The sequence below is a fragment of the uncultured Comamonas sp. genome (genome assembly GCF_964277875.1).
Lineage (GTDB): Bacteria > Pseudomonadota > Gammaproteobacteria > Burkholderiales > Burkholderiaceae_C > Comamonas > Comamonas sediminis.
The window spans coordinates 65,970-87,167 of sequence record NZ_CAXYJV010000047.1; the positions used below are offsets into that span (position 1 = coordinate 65,970).

Below are 21,198 nucleotides of genomic sequence, written 5' to 3' on the forward strand. Positions count from 1 at the left end.
ACAGGCATGTGGAGTTTTAAAAATATCTGGTTCCAGATCCACTGGCTGATCGGCATCACCGCAGGCACGGTGCTGATCGTCATTGGCCTCACCGGCGCGACCTATTCCTTCCAGGAGGAGGTGCTGGACTGGGCCAACCCCGGCACCGCCAGCGTGCCGCTGCAGCCCGGCCCGGCACTGACGCCGCCCCAGCTGGTGGCAGCGCTGCAGGCCGCAGGCGAGCAGCGCCGCATCGACCGCATCACCCTGTATGCCGAGCCCGGGCGCAGCGCCCAACTGGCCTTTGTGCCAGAAAAAGGCGAGCGCCGGGGGCAGAGCGTCTACCTCAACCCCTACACCGGCGCGCTACTGCCGGCACAGCGCGGCCGCGAATTCTTTGAATGGAACGAACGCCTGCACCGCTGGCTGCTGCTGCCGCGCGACGATGGCAAGCCGATCACCGGCAGCCTCTCGCTGTGCCTGCTGCTGCTGTCGCTGTCAGGCCTGTACCTGCGCTGGCCGGCCAAGCCACTGTCCTGGCGCAGCTGGCTCACCTTCAACGTGCGGCGCAAGGGCCGGCCGTTTCTCTGGGGCCTGCACTCGGTGGCCGGCACCTGGGTGCTGGTCGTCTATGTGATGCTGACCCTCACCGGCATGTACTGGGCCTTTGATGCAGTGCGCACGCCAGTGGACCGCTGGATGGGCGCACCGTCCCGCGCGGCCGCCCGCGCCGAGCAATCGGCCGCGCAAGAGGCCGCCCGCAAGGCGCCACCGCTGGAGCTGGCGCCAGCCACCCTGGCGCCCGCCTGGCAAGGCTTTGCGCAGCTGGCCAGTGGCTGGCAGTTCGTGCAGATGCGCCTGCCCCAGCGGGCCGACCAGCCGCTGCAGTTCAGCTGGTGGGCGGCCAACGCCCCGCATGACCGCGCCCGCAACCAGCTCAGCCTGAACCTCGATGGCGCGGTGCTGCGCGATGACCGCTTTGCCGACCTGCCCGCAGGCCGCCGTGCGCTGGCGGCGATCTTCCCGCTGCACACCGGCACCTATTTTGGGATCACCGGCCGCATCATCGTCACCGTTGCAGCGCTGATGATGCCGCTGTTCGCCATCACCGGCTGGCTGCTCTACCTGCAGCGGCGCCGCAGCTCGCGCGCCGCCGGCCAGGCCCAGCGCGCGCTGCTGGCGGGCGATGGCCCGCAGCCGGGCCCCGCCACCGGTGCCAACACAGGTGCCAGCATTGCCGTGGTCTACGCCAGCCAGGCAGGCCATGCCCAGCAGCTGGCGGTGCGCACCGTCGCGCGCCTGCGCAGCGCAGGGCTTGCCGCGCAACTGCTGCCTGCCGCCAGCCTGGACATGGCCCAGCTGCAGCCGCAGCGCCAGCTGCTGTGGGTGGCCAGCACCTTTGGCGAAGGCCAACCGCCCGACAGCGCCCGCCGCTTGGCCCGCCTGCTGCAACAGACCGAAGGCAAGCCCCTGGCCCACCAGCGCTTTGGCATGCTGGCCCTGGGCGACCGCCAGTACAGCCAGTTCTGCGGCTTTGGCCTGGCACTGGCTGCGCAGCTCGAACGCCTGGGCGCCCAGCCCGTGTTCGCCCCGATCACGATGGACGCCGAAGACGACGCCGCCTGGCAGGCCTGGCTGCAGGCCCTGGCTGCGCATTGGGGTGTGAACGCCGCGCCCGCGACTGCGGCAGACCATGCCGCAGCCAGCGTCGCCGATTCCGATGCGCCCGATGCCCTCTTCCTGCCCGCCCAGCTGATCAGCCGCCACCACCTCAACCCCGGCAGCAGCGGCCAGCCGCTCTACCAGGTGGAACTGGCCTTGCCGCCCGGGCAATCCTGGCAGTGGCAGGCCGGTGCGCTGGTCGAGGTCAAGGCTGCGCACGCGCCCGCCCAGGTCGATGCCTGGCTGCAGGCCCACCAGCTCGACGGCAGCGCCGCCGTGCAGTGGCGCGGCAGCGCCAGCAGTTTGCGCGATGCGCTCAGCACCTCCGAGCTGCCCACGCTCGCGGCCCCTGCAGCATCTGCCCAGGCCGTCGCCGACCAGCTGCACCCGCTGGCGCCGCGCAGCTACTCGCTGGCCTCCTTGCCCGCCGATGGCCGCATTCGCCTCTATGTGCGCCAAACCCTGCGCGCGCAGCCAGGCGCCGCCCCGCAGTTGGGCCTGGCCTCGGGCTGGCTCACCGCGCATGCGCCGCTGGGCAGCAGCATCGCACTGCGCCTGGTCGACAACCCGGGTTTTGCGCCGCTGGCTGGCGATGCGCGGCCTGCGATCTTCATGGGCAATGGCTCGGGTTACGCCGGCCTGCGCGGCCACCTGCGCCACCGCATCGCCCAGGGCCAGTTCGACAACTGGCTGGTCTTTGGCGAACGCCGCCGCGCGCACGACTCCTATGCCGAAGACGAGGTCTGCGTCTGGCAGGCCCATGGCCAGATCGCGCGTGCCGACTATGCCTACTCGCGCGACGCCCGTGATGCCAGCCACCAGGCCCCCGGCCAAGGCCCGCACCGTTATGTGCAAGATGCCCTGCGCGCCGCCGCCGAGCCCCTCAAAGACTGGCTGGCCCGGGGCGCCGTCATCTACGTCTGCGGCAGCTATGACGGCATGGCCACCGGCGTGGACCAGGCACTGACCGAGCTGCTCGGTGAGGACGGGCTGAATGCCTTGATCGACGAGGGGCGGTACCGGCGGGATGTGTACTGAGCCGGATACGGCAGCAGACGGACTGCAGCGTAGATAAAAAGGCGTGGGCCCTCAGGTCCACGCCTTTGTGCTTTATGCGTACAGGTGCGTGCATGGTGCAGCGCCCACCCCGGTGCGCAGTTCAACAGCGCCGCAAGACACACATCCGTTTTCAGGTGTTTTCCCGGCCCGTCGTCCCCCAGGCGCCTTGCTCTGCCAGGTCTTCCACAATGCCGCGTAGCGCGCGCGCCACTTCTCTGGTCGCCAAGGTGGACGGCCGCTGCGTCGTCAGCTGCAACGTCAGCCAACGCTCAATGGAAGGCTGGGTGATCACACTGGCCTGCAGCTGCCCGTTTTGCAGCTGCGGCACAACCGCATGAAACGGAATGATCGTGTAGCAGCCTCCGCTGGCCACCAGCTGGAGCTGCACCTGTATCGAGTTGGCCTCGATGACAGGGTTGAGCCGTATGCGCCTGCGGTGGGCCAGGGCTTCCAATGCGACGCGCAGCGCACTCGGTGCCGAAGGGAGCACCAGCGGCAGGCCGTCGAGGCTGTCAAATGGCAGCTGCGCGCTGCTGGTGAGCGGGTCGCCGTGGCAGGCAATCAAACAGGCATCCACCGGCGCGAGCAGGTCCTGGTTCTGGGGGATGCCCTTGCCATAGTGAAACACCACGGCCACGTCGATCTTGCCTTGGTCCAGCCACTCCTCCAGTTGCCCGGTATAGCCCTCATACAACGCCAGCTTGACCTGCGGAAAGCGGGACTTGACCTCGTGGAACAGCTGGTTGGCAATGACCATGGCCACCGTGGGCAGCAGGCCCAAGCGGACCTCGCCCGAGGGGATACCCGCCATCGACTGCGCCTCCGCCCGCATGCCTTCGGCTTCGGCCAGTATGCGCTGCGCGCGGGGCACCAGGCGCCGCCCCAGCTCACTGGGCACGACGCCACGGCCCGTGCGGTGGAACAAGCTCCCCGCGCATTCACGCTCGAGCTGCGCAATTCTTCTGCTCAGCAGCGAGGCACTGGTGTCCATCACCGCAGCAGCCCGCGTCAGGCTGCCCTGCTCCAAAACCGTAAGAAAAAGTTTGAGTCCCTCCGTGTCCATCTGCCTCCCTCCTTAGTAGGTGGATTCAAGCAGTCTCAGGTGTGCAAATTGTGCAAATCTGATTGACGTTTCATTGCGTTGCTCGCTCTGCGCGGTTGGTTAAGACTGCGTCTATCCATCTGACGCCAGATGCAGATATCTCTACCAAGCAGGGGACTCCATGAACACAGCCGCATCGCCCGCATCCGCTTTTAGCCTCCAGGGCAAAGTCGCCATCGTCACCGGTTGCGGCGGTGGCCTGGGCCAGGGCATTGCCCAGGGGCTTGCCCATGCCGGTTGCGACGTGGTGGGTGTCGATCTGAAAGACATCACCGAGACGCAGCACCTGGTCGAATCCGAAGGCAGACGGTTTCTGGGGCTGAGCAACGATATCTCCCAACTGCCCGAGATCGACGCCGTCATCGCACAGGCGGTTCAGGCCTTCGGCCACATCGATGTGCTGGTCAACAACGCCGGCGCCATCCGGCGCGGCGATGCGCTCAGCTTCTCGCAAGCCGACTGGGACGAGGTGATGGATCTCAACATCCGCACGGTGTTCTTCTTTTGCCAGGCCGCTGCCAAGCAATTCATCGCGCAAAAGACCGGCGGCAAGATCATCAACATCGCCTCCATGCTGTCGTTCCAGGGCGGCATCAAAGTGCCGTCCTATACCGCCTCCAAAAGCGCGGTAATGGGCCTGACGCGTTTGCTGGCCAACGAATGGGCAGGCATGAACATCAATGTCAACGCGCTGGCGCCCGGCTACATGGCCACCCCGATGAGTGCCGACCTGCGCAGCGATACGGCGCGCAACCAGGCCATCGTCGAGCGCATTCCCGCCGGCCGCTGGGGCACTCCGCACGACATGGCCGGGCCGGCTGTGTTCCTCGCCTCCAGCGCGGCCGACTATGTACAGGGCTACACCATTGCCGTCGATGGCGGCTGGCTGTCCCGCTAATCCACGCTGTGCACAGCCAAAGCCCAGCATGCCCATACCAAAGCCGCTCCGCCTCGCACCCTTCATCCTCGCCTGCATCATGGCCAACACCTGCCTGCCGGCGCTGGCCAGTGATTTCCCGGCGCGCCCGGTGCGCATCGTCGTGCCAGTACCTGCAGGCGGGCCGATGGACGCGATGGCACGCGCACTGGCGACCGAGCTGGCGGCTACCTGGAAACAGCAGGTGGTGGTGGACAACCGCCCCGGCGGCAACGAGATCATTGCGGCCAACCTCGTGGCCCATGCACCCGGCGATGGCCACACCCTGATGCTCGCCAGCGACTCCACGCTGTCGCTCAACCCACAGCTCTACACCCAGCTGCCCTATGACCCCGTCAACGGCTTCACGCCCATCGGCCGCGTGGCCGTCTCACACATGGTGCTGGTGGTGCCGCCCTCGCTAGGCGTGCGGAGCCTGCATGCGTTCATTGCACACGCCAAAGCCCATCGTGGCGAAATCGCCTATGGTTCAACCGGGCTGGGCAACATCACCCACCTATCGATGGAATGGTGGGCGCAGCAAGCAGGCATCCAGGTTCTCAACGCCCCGTACCAAGGCCTGGCGCCGGTCATCACCGCGCTGCTGGGCAACCAGGTGCAAGCGGCATTCGGCGCCGTGTCGGTCCTCGCCCCCTATGTCGACAGCGGCAAGCTGGTCGCACTCGCAGTGTCCGGGCCGAACCGCGCCCAATCCTTGCCCCACGTTCCGACCTTCAAGGACTCAGGCTTTGCCGATTTCGAAGCCAGTTTCTACATGGCCATCCTGGCGCCGGGCAAGTTGCCCGCGCAGCTCAGAGACAAGATCAGCCGGGACATCCAGGCCATCACCGCCAGAGGCGATTTCCAGCAACAGCACATGGCCCCGTACGCGCTCCATGCGGTCAGCGAAACGCCAGCCCAGTTCAAGCACTACCTGCAGCAGGAGCGCGCTGTCGTGCAAAACAAGGTGAGGCTCTCGGGCGTGAAGCTGAACTGAGCCTACCCACCGTTTACCCCACAACAACCAGGAGCAGCATGATCGATTTCCATGGAAAAACCGTTCTGATTACCGGCGCGGGCGGGGGCATTGGCGCAGCCACTGCCCAGCTCCTGCACCGGGCGGGCGCCCAGCTGGTGCTGACGGACCTGAGCGCAGAGATGCTCAAGCCCACGCTGCAGGCCTTGGCAGAGCAAGGCGCATCCCCCGACCGCATCCTGGCCTTGCCGCTGGATGTCTGCAACGCCAAAGCATGCGCCTCTGTGCTGGCCCAGGCGGCTGCCCGCTTCGCCGGTATCGACAGTGTCATCCACTGCGCCGGCATCTATATCTACCGCGAAGGCCTGGTGGCCGACTTAAGCACGGAGCAATGGCAGCGCATGCTGAGCGTCAACCTCGATGGCTGCTTTCATCTGTGCCAGGCCGCCATCCCGCACCTGCGGCCCCACAGCGCCATCGTTTTGGTGGCATCCGTTGCCGCCAGCCGTGGCAGCGCCATGCATGCCGGTTATGCCGCCGCCAAAAGCGGTGTCATCGGCCTGGCCAAAAGCCTGGCGTTGGAGCTGGCCCCTGCCACCCGCGTCAACGTCATCTCTCCCGGCTTGATCAACACCGCCATGGCCAGCGCCATGGTGGCGCACCGGGGCAGTGCCGTCAAAGACGCCATCCCGCTGCAACGCTTTGGTGAGCCTGAAGAAGCCGCCTCGGTCATCGCCTTCCTCTGCTCCGGCATGGCCAGCTATGTGACGGGCGAAACCATCAACGTCAATGGCGGCATGTACATCGGCTGAATCGCCAGCCGCGCCGCCGCCTGCCCCTTGGTCCAGTTGCTCCCTACTCTGCTTTATTCCATGCCACTCCAACTCATTGGCTCCCATGCCAGCCCCTACACCCGCAAGGTCCGGGTGGTACTCGCTGAAAAAAACATCCCCTTCGAATTCACGATCGGCGACGTCATGGCGGAGGATTCCCCCATCTTCCAGTTCAACCCCTTGGGCAAGATCCCCTGCCTGGTGCTTGAAGACGGCACTCCGCTCTACGACTCTGCGGTGATCGCCGAGTACCTCGACGCCCTCTCCGACCGGTGCCCCCTGATTCCCGCGCATCCGCGCCTGCGCGCCGACGTTCGCTGCTGGGAGGCGCTGGCCAATGGCGTGCTCGATGCCGGCATCCTCGTGCGCTGGGAGGCCCATGTCCGTGAATCGCATTTGCGCGACGCCAGCTGGACCCAGCGGCAAAACACCAAGATATCCCACGCGCTGGCCACCATGTCCGAGCAGCTGGGCGAGCAGCGCTTTTGCATGGGCGATGTCTTCACCCTGGCTGATATTGCCGTGGGCTCCACGCTGGGCTGGCTGCTGTTCCGTTTCCCTGAGCTGGACTGGCCCAGCCAGCTGCCCAACCTGGCATCGCTGCACCAGCGGCTGCTGCGGCGCCCCTCGTTCTCCAACACCTTGCCCCGAGTCTGAAGCATGCCCACTGCCCACCTGAACCACAGCCACATCCATTACGCGTTTGACGAGACGGCCGGCGCAGACAAGCCGGTACTCGTGCTCTCCAACTCGCTGGGCACCAGCATGGCCATGTGGGAGCCGCAGCGCCCGCTCTTCGCCCACTACCGTGTGCTGCGCTATGACACCCGGGGCCACGGCGCCTCGTCGGGCGAGCCGGGGCCTTACACGATGGCGCAACTGGGCCAGGACGTCATCGCGCTGATGGACCATCTCGGTATTGCCAAGGCGCATTTTTGCGGGCTGTCAATGGGCGGCATGGTCGGCATACACCTGGCCATCCACGCTGCCGATCGCTTTGACAAGCTGGTGCTGGCCAACACCAATGCCCATACCGCCTCGCCGCAGTTTTGGCAAGCGCGCATCACCATCCTGCGCAGCGAGGGCGGCATTGCCAACATTGCCGATGGCGTGATGGCACGGTTCTTCTCGCCCGAATTCACCCTCTTGCATCCCGATACCGTCGCACGTTTCAAGGCCGACATGCTCGCCACTTCTCTTGCGGGCTACACCGCCTGCTGCGCCGCTATTCGCGACATGGATTTTCGCGCCAGCCTGCCCAACATTGCCCATCCCGTGCTGGTCATCGTGGGCAACAAAGACCAAGCTGCCCCACCAGAGCACGGCCAGTTCCTCGCAAACCAGGTGCAAAGCGGCGCAGTGCTGGCGCTGGATGCCGCGCATATCTCCAACGTCGAAGCCGCTGACGCGTTCTCGCAGGCGGTGCAACGGTTTCTGGGTTGACAGGCACTGCTATCCCCCACCAGGAAAGGCCCACCACCATGAGCAAATTTGCGTCCTATGCGGATCAGTATTCGATGATCAAGATGCGCCGCGAAGATGGCATCCTCGAGATGCGCTTCCACACCGATGAGGGCCCGCTGCACTGGAGCCTGGAGCCCCATGCGCAACTGGAGCAGGCCTTTCTGGATGTAGGGCGCGACCCGGACAACGAGGTCATCATCCTCACCGGCACCGGTGATACGTTCAGCGGCCCGCGCGTCGGCGCCGAAGGCCACAACCACAAGCGCAAACCAGTCACCCCTGCGCAGTGGTACCCGATTGGTTGGGAAGGCAAGCACCTGCAGATGAACCTGCTCAACATCGAGGTGCCCGTCATCAGTGCCATCAACGGCCCCGCCTACCGCCATGCCGAAATCCCGCTGCTGAGCGACATCACCATTGCCTCAGACACCGCTGCGTTCCAGGACTCGGCCCACTTCACCGCCGGCTTGCTGCCCGGTGATGGCGTGCATGTCGTCTTTCCGCACCTGATGGGTGCCAACCGAGGGCGCTATTTTCTGCTCACCGGGCAGACGCTGAACGCCGAGCAGGCGCTGGCCTGGGGCCTCGTCAATGAGGTCGTCGCGCCGCAGCAGGTCTTGCCGCGCGCCTGGGAGCACGCGCGCTTGCTGATGCAGCAAACCCCGTTGCTGCGGCGGCATGCCCGCGTGCTGTTGACGCATGGCCTGAAAAAAAAGATGCACGACCTGTTGGCCTACGGCCTGGCCCTGGAAGGCTTTGCCGCATCACAGCAAAAAACTGCCTAGCCTGCAGGCCCAGCGTGCTTTCTACAACGGCGCGTTGAAACCGGCACCCACGCGGGCCCTCTGCCAAGGCCCCGCTGGTCCCCCTTCTGCCAACGGCGCTGCCCTTTCACCACGGTCCACCACAAGCCCTATGCCATTCCCCGCCACCACTGCCAAAGTCATCCATCCCGGCCCCGCCACGCTTGCCTACTTCGACGAAGGCAGTGGCCCGGCGCTGGTTCTGCTGCCATCGGTGGGGCGCGGCCCGGCGGATTTCGACCAGCTGACCCGCCTGCTGGCCGCAGAGGGCTTGCGCATCATTCGCCCGCTGCCGCGCGGCATTGGCGCGAGCCAAGGGCCCATGCAGGGGCTCAACCTGCATGACCTGGCAGCCGATGTTGCAGCAGTGATCGAGGCCGAGGCCCTGGCACCTGTGGCGGTGGCGGGCCATGCCTTTGGCAACTTTGTCGCCCGCACCCTGGCCACTGACCGGCCCGAGCTGGTGCGCGGTGTCGCACTGCTCGCAGCATCTACCGGCAAGACGCCCGAGGGCGGCTCTCCGTTCGACCCCGAAGTGCTGCGCTCGGTCTACGCGAGCGGCGACCTGTCGTTGCCCACGGTGCAACGCCTCGAACACCTCCGCCATGCGTTTTTTGCGCCAGGCCATGACCCATCGGTATGGCTGGAAGGCTGGCATCCCCAGACCAAGGCCATGCAGCGGGAAGCCGAGGCCGCCACACCGGTCGATGACTTCTTTGCCTGTGGCAGCGCACCCATTCTGGATCTGCAGGCCGCGCAGGACACTGTTGCGCCGCGCCGCCTGGCGCAGTTTCTCCGGCAAAGCCTGGGCGAGCGGGTGACCATCCAGGTCATTGACAACGCCGGCCACGCACTGGTGCCCGAGCAACCCGAGCAGGTCTGCCAGGCGCTGGCAGCCTGGATCAAACGCTTGCACTGAAGCAGCTGCACCGATCCACCGTCCCCAGGAGACCACCGATGAAGACCATCCCGACATTGATTCTCAGCGCTGCATTGGCGGCGATGGCCGGCTCCGCCCTGGCGCAGGCATGGCCCACCAAGCCTGTCAGGTTGGTTGTATCCCAGCCCCCCGGCGGCACGATGGACATTGTCTCGCGCCAGATCGCCGATCAGCTCGGCAAGGTGCTGGGCCAACCCGTCGTGGTCGACAACAGGCCCGGCGCGAACGGCATCATCGCCACCCAGCAGGTTGCCCGCGCTCCGGCTGACGGCTATATGCTGATGATGGGCACCGGGGCCACCCACACGATCAACCCCTATATCTACCCGAAGGTAGGTTATGACCCGGTCAAGGACTTCACACCCGTCGCCAACCTGGTGAGCGCGCCCAACGTGATTGCTGTCCATAGCCGTGTACCTGCCACCGGTCTCCAGGCCCTGATTGATGCAGCCAAAACCAAGCCAGGCGCACTGAACTACGCCTCCCCGGGTGTCGGCGGCACGGGCCAGCTGACGATGGAGCTGCTCAAGGCATCGGCGGGCATCGACATCACGCATATTCCCTACCCCGGCATTGCCGCATCCGTGCAAGATACCATCGCCGGCCGCACCGAGATGGTGGCACTGCCCCCCACCGCGTTGCTGGCGCATTTCCAGTCGGGGGCGCTGCGCCCCCTGGCGGTCACCAGCCCGCAGCGAACGGCCTTGCTGCCCGATGTTCCCACCGTGGCAGAGTCTGGTTTCCAAGGCTTTGAGGGGGTCGCCTGGTTCGGTATCCTGGGCCCCGCCGAGCTGCCGCCAGAGGTTGTCAACACCCTGCAGCAAGGCCTGCGACAGGTGATGAACATGCCCGCGCTGCGCAAGCGCCTGGCATCCCAGGGCCTGGACATCATCTACTCGGAGGGCGCCGCCTTCGCCAGCTATATGCAAAAAGATGCAGACCGCTGGAAAGAAGTCATCCGCCTGTCTGGCGCGAAGGTCGAATAGACAGCGGCGACGGCTTCCCATTCACCCGCGCCGCCAAAGCCACATTGCGCGCATCGCCATACAGGCCAACGCCGGTGCAGGCCGGCAGATAGCGCTTGTGGGACAGCTACTTTAGCTTCAGCACAACGGGGAGGAGCCCATTGTTCGGCTATGACTTAACAAACCGTTGGCGGGTCTGTCGAAAGCAGAGACGCGCTTGCTGGCTGCCGCCGAACAGGTGCATGCCGGAGCCCATCCAGCGTGGATGCGTGGATACTCAGCCGGTGCTGAAGGCCATGGCGGAAAAACGTAACAAACGCAGATCAGAGGCCTAGCCCTGTGTTGTCCACCATCAGCCATGGCGGCTCCTCTTTGAGCCATTAGCCCACACTGAACACCTCGGCTTCAACCTCCATGGCAAGGTACCAGCAACCCATCGGCGCCGAACCTGCCCAAGGCCTCACAGTGCTCAAACCTGACGCCCTCCCCCGTACCCACCCGTCATGGGGCGGGTCAGCTGGTCAATCTTCGCATCAATCACCGACAGCCGTGCTCTGGCATGCACATCGTCCTTGCCCGCATGCATCAACAGCTCGGCGCCTTCCGCCTTCAACGCCTTTAAATAGGAGTCCGGCGTTCCCTCATCTTCAGCAGAATCTGACATGCTTGTCTCCCAGGTCCCATGGACAGAAATGTTAACGGGCCTGCAACAAAATACAAGCATTACGCACACGAAATTTAAGCTAAATCAATAACTTATTTCATCCCTGATTGCTCGACAATCGCTACCGTTTGTCCGGTCGAAATCACTTGCTTGCGCAACAATCTGCAATGTCCACAGGTCCATCTGTAGGTGTCTGCTGGCAATGGAATAGTGGCCCCTCTGGCCGCTGCAGCCCTGCACACCGTGGACGATGTGATGGCGCATGGCATCCCAAGCCATGGACAAAGGAGACCCTTCATGTCCGATGACAAGACCAAGCCCGGCGGCCAAGACCGCACGCGAATCAATGTGAACGAAGACTACGAACTGCGAGATTGGTCGAAAAAATTCAACGTCAGCGCTGAACAGCTGAAAGCAGCCGTCCAGGCAGTGGGAACCAGCGCAGCGGCGGTGGAGCAGCATCTGAAGCAATCCAAAAAGGGATGACGCCTGAAGACGGCCGGTGGCCCGATGGCCGCTGGCACGCGCACGCGCAGCCACGCCCGGAGCCACGCCCACATCCGCGCATACCTCCGGGGCACGCCGTCCGTTGCCGCCAGGCGGCCGCGCAGTTGGCTTCCATGGGGCGGCGGCTCCGCGCATCAGCGCCCTGAAATGGGCAAGGATTCAGGCGTCAAAACAGCTTCAGGTACCGCCATGCCCATGGGAACATGGGCTTTTTAGGAGCATTCACCCCATGAAGGCTGTGCGGCTCATCGCTGAGGTGCTAGGTGCTGTTGCGCTGGTGGTCGTGTCCGTGGTCCTGGTGAACGGCCTGTATTCCGCATGGGCTTTGCTGGAGCTGGCCTGGTCGGCGGTTGTGCATTTCGTCAATCTCTTTTGAGGGGAAGGCCGACAGTGCCCGGCCCTCCCCGCCCTCCCGGCCCAACGCTGCCGTAGCGCACCACTGCCGTTCAACAGACCCTCGGGACATTGCCTGGCGAGCCCCTTTAATCGGTGGCAGCGCGCGCCGGCCAGGGGCACACATTCGCGATGGAGCCCACGCAACTATTGCGCTCTGGCCCCCTGTCACTCGCTTCGACGGCGATAGGCGATGACACCGAACCATGCCATCAGCAGACCGATGCCCCAGGTGCCCAATGCCGGCACGGCCTTCACACCGCTGACGCTGGGCGTTTGCGCAGCGGTGATGGTAATGCGCTGCACCACCTGGCTGGCTGCCGGATACGTGACACCCCCTACAACGCCTCCGGGTTGGTCGGCCGCCACCGTGCAGGTGCCTGCGGCCAACGGGGTCACGATGTTGCCTGCGACGGTGCAAATGTCAGGGCTAAGGCTGGTGTAGCTGACAGGCAATCCCGCGTTGGACGTAGCGGCAAATTCGACCGGGAATGGGCCACCGTCTGTCTGGTGAGCAGTGGGTTGCGGCGGAAAAGTAAGGGTCTGGGCGCCAGCAAAGCTGATCTTCACCAGGCCCGGCTGACCCGGCTGGCCGCCCGCGCCGCCGCTGCCGGCGTCCGCACTGGGGCCTCCCGCACTGCCTCCATTGGCGCCAGCACCATCGGCGCCGCCCAGTCCTTCACCGCTGCATGCCTCCACCGCCAGCGGCCCTGCCAGGGTCTCGCCGTCAGCGCCTGTGGTGCCAGGTGTGCCGTCCATACCTGGATTGCCGTTGGGCCCCCACCCCTCTCCTGGGGAGCCTTCACCCCCTGTCCCCCCCGATCCGCCAAATCCGGCTGTTCCTCCGGCACCGCCTGCGCCGGGAACGGTACCAGCGCCCCCTGGGCCCCCATCGCCGCCATCGCTACCGTCTCCTCCATCCCCACCCGCAATACCTGGGCCTATAAACACCCCATCCCAAGGTCCCCCGTCAGACCCCTGGCCACCATTGATTCCCGCGCCACCCCTGCCCCCTGCCCCTCCGGTAGCGCCTGCTCCGCCGCCCCCGCCAGGAGCCGATTTGTACGGACCGTTGTTGCCTCCATCACCTCCTGCGCCTCCGCTCACTGCAGTTGCACCGCGTCCTGGTTGGCCTCTCCCAAAATCGTAGTCGCTCCAAATCGTGCTTCCCCCTCCGCCACCTCCCCCGTTGGCCGTCACACCACTGACACCCACACCGGTAACGGCGGAAAGCCCGCCACCGGTACTGGAGGTGCCAGGGCGCATCCAATCACCCGCGCTGGGCACACCGGCAGTGCCGCCCGTGCCTACCCGCACCGTCAACGTGCTCCCCGGCGTGACCTGGGATGTCACCTTGCAGTAGGAGCCCCCTCCGCCGCCAACACCATTGCTTGGCAAGCCAATGGAATTAGCGTCCTTCGATCCGCCCCCGCCGCCGCCGCCCCACACCTCAAAGACGGCTGTGGTGGCGCCCGCAGGCACGGTGCAGGTGCCCGCGGCGTTTATGCCGACCACGCAGTCGGCAGCCCATGCCTGGGAAGCGGCCCCCAAAGAAAGCAATATAAAAACCTTTGAGAAACTGGTATTCATCATTTTTTCCTAGCGTTTGAGTTTCGCGGCAACGAAAACAATTCAACCCTGGCGGGTTGACCAAGCCACCCACGGAGTCATATATATCAAACGCATGGAAATTTGCAACAATCATTTAGAAAATGTTGCAAACCTCGAACTCACCAGCAATAAATCCAAAGATTTTTAAACAAAAGCAAATGTTTTACCGCCGCCGGTAGCCACGCCGATGGCGCGCATGCATGGTCACAGAGCGATTTTTAAAACAAAGACTATCTGCATTAAACCAACGATCAATAATCTTCAGAAGGTATTGATTAAATAATATATTTCCGGTTGCACCATAGAGAATGCACAAGGCTTCAGCGCGCCTGCCATCTGTTGTTTTCTTACTATTTTTATAGTCAGCCTCGTTAAAGCAAATCCTTTTGAATATTTCCAAACATTCACAACCAGGATTAGAAATACATATTACAGCGACAGGCTATATGCGCTCAAAGGTGATGGCCAACCTGCTTTTGGACAAGAGAAATAGTCTCTGCCCCAAGCCTTTCCAAACGGGTTCTGTTTCTAACGCGAGCAGGGGCAGGAGGCCCCAGCAAGCGCCGCGATGGCTCCCGTCCGGTCTTGCGTCATCGGTTTGCAACTTTGGGCTGTCAACCCTATTTTTTTCACGAGAGAGTAATGAATGAAGAATGCTCGAATCACAGGTGCGCCGACCCTGCACAAAGCGGTAGGACCGATCACGGTTACGGTTCTGGGGCTGTTCGCCATGGGGGCCGTGCAGGCCGCCACCTTGGCTTGTGGCGCCCCGTTGCGGGTCAGCACCACGGCGGCATCGGGCTGGACCAGCGATGCCAAGTATGTGACTGATCCAGGCGGCAACCCCATGGCCACCGTGCTCGACAAGCGCTGGACGGGGTTGGGCACCTATTTCGATCCCACCGGTGTGACCCATGGCACGGGTGCGGGCACATTGGCCGGCCAGCCCTTGCAGGGTCACTGGCTGTCCTTCGGTACCGGCGGAGACGGGGATCCGGTCGTGAACGTCACCGGCGACACCGCCAATGGCGCCTGGACTGCCGGCCGCGTGGCATTCATCCGCACCGAACCCATTACCGTGGCCTCCGATGTGGACCTGGCCTCCATCAAGATCGTCGGCACGGGCGGCGCTGACTTTGATGGCCGTCTCCTCGTCAAACCCACGACATTGCCCGGCGGCGTCTCCAACACCACCAACTGGTTCAAGAGCACGGCCATGATCAATGGCTGGACCTCGCCGCAGGCCATCAACATGGACGATGGCAACCTCGGCTTTTACTACGGTGACAACACCATTGCGATTTCTCTGGACGGCGATGGCACGACGGCGACCTGGCCCACCGGCATGATGCTCGACATGGAAATCACGGCGGACTGCCTGACTCCGCCACCGCCGCAACCCACGGCAGCGCTGATCTGCCCTGCCGGCAATACCGCAGGCCAGACCGTTCGCGTCGGCCCGTTCACCACCAACGCACGTGATTGGAAATGGACCTGGCGCACGAATGCGGCTGGCACCGCCCTGGAGAATGTCGAGCAGCCCTTGTTCGACGACTACAGCTGGGCGGGCGCCTACGTCAAGCCTTCTTCGCTGCCAGCAGGCCAGGAAACCAACGCGCGCTGGATCAGCCCTGGCACCACCAACCCGGCCGCCAGCGATGTGCCCGGACTGCCTTACCCCGCTGCGAGTGGGCAGGCCAAGGCCGGTTACCACGCCTCTGTGTTCGTGATGAACCAACCCATCAACGTGGGCAACAACGTCGATCTGGCGTCCATCAAGCTCGATGGCCGGTTTGCGTTTGACGACTATGGCAATTCCGTGTTTGTGCAGCCTGCAGGCGGCGCTCCGGTGTTCGACAACGCCAGCCTCTACCTGCCTAACGGCTATGGTTCGTTCCAAGCCACGACGACGCCTGCCATCCCCGGTTTCAGCCGTGGCCAGAACACCATCGGCCTGATGCTCGATGGTCTGCAAGCCACCAATGACTGCGCCAATGGCGTGTGCGCCATGGCGGCGATGGCCGACTTCTATGTGACCGCAGCATGTACCGGCGAGCCGCCTGTTGCCACGGACCAGACCATCACCTTCCCCGCGCAAACCAGCCCACGCCGGATTGCCGATGGTGCTTTCCCGCTGAACCCGGTGGCCACGGCCAGCTCGACGCTGCCCGTGACCTACACCAGCTTGACGCCTGCAGTCTGCACGGTATCGGGCACGACCATCACGCCGGTGGCCGTCGGTGAATGCCAGATCGCTGCCGACCAAGGCGGTGGCACGGTAGGCTCCACCATCTATAACGCAGCGGCCCGCGTGGTGCAAAGCGTGACCTTGCAGACTGCGCCCGTGGTCTCGCCCGCTACCCCAGTCCCCACGCTGGGCGCTGCCGGCCTGGCCCTGCTGGGTCTGCTGAGCGCTGGCCTGGGCGGCCTGGCACTGCGCCGCCGCCAGCGCATCTGATCGCGCAGGTCTTCGCTAAAAAGGGAGTTGCAGGGTGCAACTCCCTTTTTTTATCGGAGGGCGGCCGGCCCGTCCGTATTCACACTGGTACGCCAGACACTGCTGTAGGGAGGGCCAAGAAAGCGTCTGCCACCCCGTGGACACGCGCGGTTGGCGGCGCCAGGCCTGCTCTCCGGCATGCGGCAAGCCCCGCAGCTTCATGGCCCCATGCCCTCATCGAGCGATGTGGGCCCGCGCTGGGCTTCCAGACAACGGCCCACCGCCCCCACGGCGCCCTGCCCGCCTCCGCCTCCGCCTCCGCACCCCATGCGCAAGCCACCCTGCAGCGCTGCAGCCATCGCGCAGCGGCCCTGCATGGCCGGCCTCCACCCCATGGCGGCATCCAGCCGGTCTGGACTGCCACGATGGACCGGTCTGCGACTGCCATCATCCCGACCTGGGTCTGCCGCTGACGAACCCATAAAAAAAAAGAGCCACCTCAGGTGGCTCCAGAGAACTGCCCAACCCGCCCGTCCAACGGCGGGTTGGTGCATACCGGCAAGGGTTACAGCTGGCGCTGACGGCGGCGCAGTGCCACTGCCCCCAGCAGGGCGCTCATGACGCCCAGCAGACCCAGGCCCGTAGCGCCCAATGCGGGCACCGGCGTGGCAACTGTGGGTTGCTGGGGCAGCTCACCGCCCGCGCCAGACAGCGCAATGTCCGCCACCGTCTGCTGGGCCGGCGAGAACTCGCTATTGCCCGCCTGGTCGGCCGCAATCCGGCAGGTACCGGCCGCCACTGGCGTCACCACGCCTGCAGCGGTCACCGTGCAGATGCTGGGGGTCAAGCTGCTATAGGCCACGGGCAGACCCGAATCCGCCGTGGCGGGCGTGGTCAGCGGGAACGGACCTGCCGACACATCCTGCCCGGCTTGCGATGGGAAGCTGATGGTCTGGGCTTTCAGCAGCACAATGCGCAGACTTTGCGTCACCGGGGTGGCCTTGCTCACCTGGTAGGTCGTGCCACCCACCACCTGCTCGCCCGCTTCTGCATTCGCGGTGATCGTGCAATCGCCGTCGGCCGTTGGCTTCGGAGCAGCCAAGGTCACCACGCCGGTATTGGCATCCACGGCACAGATGGCCGGCGTTGACGTGGTATAGGTCACCGGTAGATTGGCGCTGCTCGTCACCGGTGGCGCAGACTGCCAATTGATCACAGCACCGGCCGCCGCCCCTTGCACCGAGTACACAGAAGGCTGGGGCGCCAGGAACGGAATGACCTGGGTCGTCGGGTCCAGAGGCGCCAGACGGGCGACGCCGTGCCGCACCGTACCCGTCACCACATTGAAGGTGCCGCCGATGTAGACCTTGCCATCATTGTTGGGCAGCACCGCCCACACCTTGGTATCGGTGCCGGCAGAGGTATCGAAGGTGTCGTCCACGGTACCGTCTGCGTTGAAGCGCACCACGCCCCGGCGCGGCGAATCGGTGCCCACCACGGCGTCCGTGGCGATGGCACGCTGGCCTGCGACCGTGAAACTGCCGCCCACCAGAATTTTTTCTTCGCCGCTCACCGATTGAACGGCCACCGAGGTGCCCCAGTCATTGACGGCCGATTGGAAGGAGCTGTCTGCGGTACCGTCGCTGTTCAGGCGCGCTACGCCGCGATGCACCTCAGCACCGTATTTCAGCGTGCCGCCGGCATACAGGATCTGTCCGTTGCTCTGCAATGCCAACTGGTACACCGGCCAGCTGCCGCCATTGGCGCCATTCGGGCTCGCATTGGCGTTGAAGCTCGTATCCAGGGAGCCATCGGCCTTCAGCCGGGCGACACCCCAACGCTGGGCCGTTTGTACCGACGTGAACCATCCGGAAATCAGAATATTGCCGGCCGCGTCCAGCTTCACATCTTCCACATAGCCATTGACGGCGGGCGTGAAACTGGTATCGAGTGAGCCATCTGCATTCAAGCGGGCGAGGTAGTTGCGCGCAACGCCATCGATCTGCGTGAAATAACCGCCAATGATGATCTTGCCATCGGCCTGCACGGCAATACCGCGCACATTGTGGTTGGATTTGACCTTGCCTGCCGGTGCATTTTGGAAGCTGGCGTCCAAGGTACCGTCGGCGTTCAAACGGGTAATGCCCCAGAAAGTCGTATTCGTGGAGCTGCCCGTGGGGCGCACCCAATGGAACTGGCCACCAATCAGGATCTTGCCATCGGGCTGAATGGCAATGGCTTTGACGAAATCATCGGTCATTACCTTGAAAGCCGTGTCCAGCGAATCATCGGTATTGAAGCGCGCCACACCCTGGTAGCCGGCCTGGCCTTCGACGGTCGTGAACAAGCCTCCCACCATCACACGTTGGCTCGTGTCCTTGACCATGACCATCGTTTCAAGGTTGGTGCCACCGGCAGCAGCGAAGCTGTCCGGGGCATAAACTTCGCCATAGGCCATGCCGATCGAGCAGGCAAGTACGGTCGCGGTCAAGCTTTGAAGGACTGCCTTACGTCGGCGTGTGCGGTTCAAGGCATCATGCATAGTGTTTCTCCATTTTGCGTTGGTAACTAATTTCTCTGGAGATTGTGTTTGCAGGACCGGCTTTTCTCATTTTGCTTTTTTTAATTTCTCATTGGTTTTTGAAAAAGTTCTGGAAAAAAGATCAATTTAGTGAATGAAGTGGGATTTCTACCTCTTTGTTTTGGTTGACGGAAAGAATCCATGGTAGGGAGTGGCGCGCGGCAAAATGCAGCGCGCCCATGCGCAGTAATCGCTTGCGCCATCGCCAAGCCCTGGCAAGCACTGCAAATCCGTTGCCAGGGGCGTGGCTGTGTGATGAGTGGGCATCAACATAGGGCGCACACCGGCATGCGCCATGGACGGCGATAAGCGTTTGGGAGGGTTCATCCAGCCGCACGGTTGCGCGGACCGGCAGCCAACAGCAGCAGGCCGTCACCTCCCCGTGAATATTCCTGTGCCCCCCATCCGCCGCCGCCACTGACCCGGTGCAGACCGCCATCGCCGCGCATGCAGTCCGGACCTGAAGACACCTATAATAAGAACCATTCTCATTTCGCAACCACCCGGCACACCATGCCCTCCCTCAGCGGCCACCCGCCCTCTCCTTCCGTCGATCCGGTGCAGGCCCTGTACGAGGCGCACCACAGCTGGCTGGTGGCCCGGCTGCGGCGCAAGCTGGGCTGCGCCTGGGATGCGGCCGATCTGGCCCAAAACACCTTTGTGCGCGTGCTGGGCACCCAGCGCCAGCAACTGCAAGCGCTGCTGGAGCCGCGCGCTTACCTCACCACGATTGCGCAGCGCCTGCTGTCCAACCACCTGCGGCGCCGGCAGATCGAGCGCGCCTACCTCGATGCACTGGCGCTGCTGCCCGAGCCCGTGGCCCCGCCGCCCGATGCGCAGCTGATGGTGCTGGAGACCCTGGTGGCGATGGACCGCCTGCTCGGCGGCCTGCCCGTTGTGGCCCGCCAGGCCTTTTTGCTGTGGCGGCTGGAGGATTTGACGCAGGAAGAAATCGCCCAGCAGCTGGGCATCTCGCGCACCAGCGTGCGCCGCCACCTGGCCGCAGCCGCAGAGCGCTGCTATTTTGCGGACCAGGACTGAGATGGCCCCACCCGACGACCTGCCCGGCGCGCTGCCGCTGGGCGCAACCCCGCTGGCCGGTGCCATGCCCTCCGCCATCCCCCCAGCGGTCGCCCAGGCCGCCGTGCGCTGGCTGCTGGATCTGGAGCCCGGCGACAGCAGCGCCGCCCGCCGCAAGCGCCAGCAATGGCAAAGCTGGCTGGATGCCGACCCGCTGCACGCCCAGGCCTGGCAGCGCATTGCGCAGGTCGATGGCCAATTGCGCGGCGTGCCCACGGCAGTGGCGGTGCAGACTTTGGCCTCACCCGCCTTGTCGCGCCGCCATGCAGTGCGTTTGGCGGTGGCGATCGGTGCCGGTGCCGGCGGCTTGCTGGCCCTGGGCCAGAGCCCGCTGGGCCAGCAGGCCTGGCGCAGCGCCAGCGCTGATCTGGCAACCGCCACTGGCGAGCAGCAGCGCACGGTGCTGGCCGATGGCACCCGCCTGCTGCTCAATACCGCCTCGGCGGTGGACCTGCGCTACAGCAGCAGCGAACGCCTGATCGTGCTGCGCGCCGGTGAGATCCAGATTGAAAGCGCTGCCGACCCCAGCCCCGACCCGGCCACCGGCCAGGCCCGCCCTTTGCGCGTGCGCAGCCGCCAAGGCTGGGCACGCGCCATTGGCACCCGCTTTACCGTGCGCCAGTATGCGGACGACACCCTGGTGCAGGTGCAAGAGGGCCAGGTAGAACTGCAACTGCGCAACGACATGCGCCAGACCCTGCGCCTGGCTGCTGGCGAGCAAGGCCGCATCGCCGCCGACCGATTGCTGCGCGAGGCCGCCGCCCCCGCTGCCGACCTGGCCTGGACCCAGGGCATGCTGGTGGCCGACGATATGCGCCTGGGCGACTTCATCGCCGAGCTGGCCCGCTACCGCCCTGGCCGCCTGCACTGCACGCCCGAGGCTGCAGCCTTGCGCGTATCGGGCAGCTACCCCTTGGCGGATACCGACAAGGTGCTGGCAGCGCTCAGCCGTGCCTTGCCCGTGCGCATCAGCAGCCGCACGCGCTGGTGGGTGACGGTCGAGAGGACGGCCGAGAAAAGTTAGGGACCCTCTGCAAAACTCCCTGCGGTGGTCTGAACGCGGGCTCGGACGATTCGCGTCCATCCCGCTTGGCGAGGGTCCCTAGTTTTCATACGCATCACCAAGCGCTTCCAAAAAAAGGTGGCCAATTGGCTCAACCCGCGTGTCAAGCCCTGCAGAAGTGCCGCAAAACCATTGCGGCGCGCTGCAACCAGCTTGTACCAAC

The 21,198-nt window shown here is 64.6% G+C and carries 19 protein-coding genes; 15 read left to right on the forward strand and 4 right to left on the reverse strand.

Features of this window, described 5'->3' with window-relative positions; translation table 11 throughout:
- The first annotated feature begins 6 nt into the window (after positions 1-6).
- Positions 7-2,679 (forward strand): PepSY domain-containing protein, encoded by a 2,673-nt coding sequence (locus tag ACHWUQ_RS19200; RefSeq protein ID WP_394682099.1) that lies wholly within the window; start codon positions 7-9, stop codon positions 2,677-2,679.
- Between the two features lie 151 nt (positions 2,680-2,830).
- On the opposite strand, the gene ACHWUQ_RS19205 is transcribed toward ACHWUQ_RS19200, so the two are convergent.
- Positions 2,831-3,763: a LysR family transcriptional regulator gene (locus ACHWUQ_RS19205; protein WP_239811515.1), complete on the reverse strand. Its 933-nt coding sequence runs from the start codon at positions 3,761-3,763 to the stop codon at positions 2,831-2,833.
- A 160-nt stretch (positions 3,764-3,923) separates the two neighbouring features.
- On the opposite strand from ACHWUQ_RS19205, the gene kduD reads away from it, so the two are divergent.
- From kduD to ACHWUQ_RS19245, 8 genes are all read left to right on the forward strand, one after another.
- Complete coding sequence (gene kduD / locus ACHWUQ_RS19210) at positions 3,924-4,700, forward strand: 2-dehydro-3-deoxy-D-gluconate 5-dehydrogenase KduD (protein WP_394682100.1); 777 nt, start codon at positions 3,924-3,926, stop codon at positions 4,698-4,700.
- A 28-nt stretch (positions 4,701-4,728) separates the two neighbouring features.
- The gene (locus tag ACHWUQ_RS19215; protein WP_394682101.1) at positions 4,729-5,715 is read left to right on the forward strand and encodes a Bug family tripartite tricarboxylate transporter substrate binding protein; all 987 of its coding nucleotides are present in this window, start codon (positions 4,729-4,731) and stop codon (positions 5,713-5,715) included.
- Positions 5,716-5,753: 38 nt separating this feature from the next.
- Positions 5,754-6,506, forward strand: coding sequence for an SDR family NAD(P)-dependent oxidoreductase (locus ACHWUQ_RS19220; protein WP_394682102.1), 753 nt, complete (start codon positions 5,754-5,756; stop codon positions 6,504-6,506).
- A gap of 60 nt (positions 6,507-6,566) precedes the next feature.
- On the forward strand, positions 6,567-7,184 hold the full coding sequence (locus tag ACHWUQ_RS19225) for a glutathione S-transferase family protein (RefSeq protein WP_394682103.1): 618 nt from the start codon (positions 6,567-6,569) through the stop codon (positions 7,182-7,184).
- A 3-nt stretch (positions 7,185-7,187) separates the two neighbouring features.
- Positions 7,188-7,970: a 3-oxoadipate enol-lactonase gene (gene pcaD, locus ACHWUQ_RS19230; protein ID WP_394682104.1), complete on the forward strand. Its 783-nt coding sequence runs from the start codon at positions 7,188-7,190 to the stop codon at positions 7,968-7,970.
- A gap of 38 nt (positions 7,971-8,008) precedes the next feature.
- A complete protein-coding gene (locus tag ACHWUQ_RS19235; protein WP_369458720.1) occupies positions 8,009-8,776 on the forward strand; it encodes an enoyl-CoA hydratase/isomerase family protein in 768 nt (255 codons plus the stop codon).
- A 130-nt stretch (positions 8,777-8,906) separates the two neighbouring features.
- Positions 8,907-9,713 (forward strand): alpha/beta fold hydrolase, encoded by an 807-nt coding sequence (locus ACHWUQ_RS19240; protein WP_394682105.1) that lies wholly within the window; start codon positions 8,907-8,909, stop codon positions 9,711-9,713.
- Positions 9,714-9,751: 38 nt separating this feature from the next.
- Complete coding sequence (locus ACHWUQ_RS19245; RefSeq protein WP_394682106.1) at positions 9,752-10,720, forward strand: Bug family tripartite tricarboxylate transporter substrate binding protein; 969 nt, start codon at positions 9,752-9,754, stop codon at positions 10,718-10,720.
- 448 nt (positions 10,721-11,168) lie between these two features.
- On the opposite strand, the gene ACHWUQ_RS19250 is transcribed toward ACHWUQ_RS19245, so the two are convergent.
- A complete protein-coding gene (locus tag ACHWUQ_RS19250) occupies positions 11,169-11,363 on the reverse strand; it encodes a hypothetical protein (RefSeq protein ID WP_312525120.1) in 195 nt (64 codons plus the stop codon).
- A gap of 297 nt (positions 11,364-11,660) precedes the next feature.
- Here ACHWUQ_RS19250 and ACHWUQ_RS19255 point away from each other — a divergent pair, with 297 nt between their 5' ends.
- Positions 11,661-11,849: a DUF3606 domain-containing protein gene (locus ACHWUQ_RS19255; protein WP_312834557.1), complete on the forward strand. Its 189-nt coding sequence runs from the start codon at positions 11,661-11,663 to the stop codon at positions 11,847-11,849.
- A 250-nt stretch (positions 11,850-12,099) separates the two neighbouring features.
- Positions 12,100-12,246 carry a hypothetical protein gene (locus ACHWUQ_RS19260; RefSeq protein ID WP_394682107.1) on the forward strand — a complete coding sequence of 49 codons (147 nt, stop codon included), beginning with the start codon at positions 12,100-12,102 and terminating at the stop codon, positions 12,244-12,246.
- Between the two features lie 185 nt (positions 12,247-12,431).
- On the opposite strand, the gene ACHWUQ_RS19265 is transcribed toward ACHWUQ_RS19260, so the two are convergent.
- Positions 12,432-13,022, reverse strand: coding sequence for a hypothetical protein (locus ACHWUQ_RS19265; protein WP_394682108.1), 591 nt, complete (start codon positions 13,020-13,022; stop codon positions 12,432-12,434).
- A 430-nt stretch (positions 13,023-13,452) separates the two neighbouring features.
- Here ACHWUQ_RS19265 and ACHWUQ_RS19270 point away from each other — a divergent pair, with 430 nt between their 5' ends.
- Positions 13,453-13,626 carry a hypothetical protein gene (locus ACHWUQ_RS19270; RefSeq protein ID WP_394682109.1) on the forward strand — a complete coding sequence of 58 codons (174 nt, stop codon included), beginning with the start codon at positions 13,453-13,455 and terminating at the stop codon, positions 13,624-13,626.
- Positions 13,627-14,520: 894 nt separating this feature from the next.
- Positions 14,521-16,332, forward strand: a complete 1,812-nt coding sequence (locus tag ACHWUQ_RS19275) for a hypothetical protein (RefSeq protein WP_312525129.1) — start codon at positions 14,521-14,523, stop codon at positions 16,330-16,332.
- Positions 16,333-16,876: 544 nt separating this feature from the next.
- Here ACHWUQ_RS19275 and ACHWUQ_RS19280 read toward each other — a convergent pair.
- A complete protein-coding gene (locus ACHWUQ_RS19280) occupies positions 16,877-18,802 on the reverse strand; it encodes a delta-60 repeat domain-containing protein (protein ID WP_394682110.1) in 1,926 nt (641 codons plus the stop codon).
- Between the two features lie 603 nt (positions 18,803-19,405).
- Between ACHWUQ_RS19280 and ACHWUQ_RS19285 the strand changes: the two genes are divergently transcribed.
- A complete protein-coding gene (locus tag ACHWUQ_RS19285; protein ID WP_394682111.1) occupies positions 19,406-19,933 on the forward strand; it encodes a sigma-70 family RNA polymerase sigma factor in 528 nt (175 codons plus the stop codon).
- 1 nt (position 19,934) lies between these two features.
- Positions 19,935-20,996 carry a FecR domain-containing protein gene (locus ACHWUQ_RS19290; RefSeq protein ID WP_394682112.1) on the forward strand — a complete coding sequence of 354 codons (1,062 nt, stop codon included), beginning with the start codon at positions 19,935-19,937 and terminating at the stop codon, positions 20,994-20,996.
- Positions 20,997-21,198 lie beyond the last annotated feature (202 nt).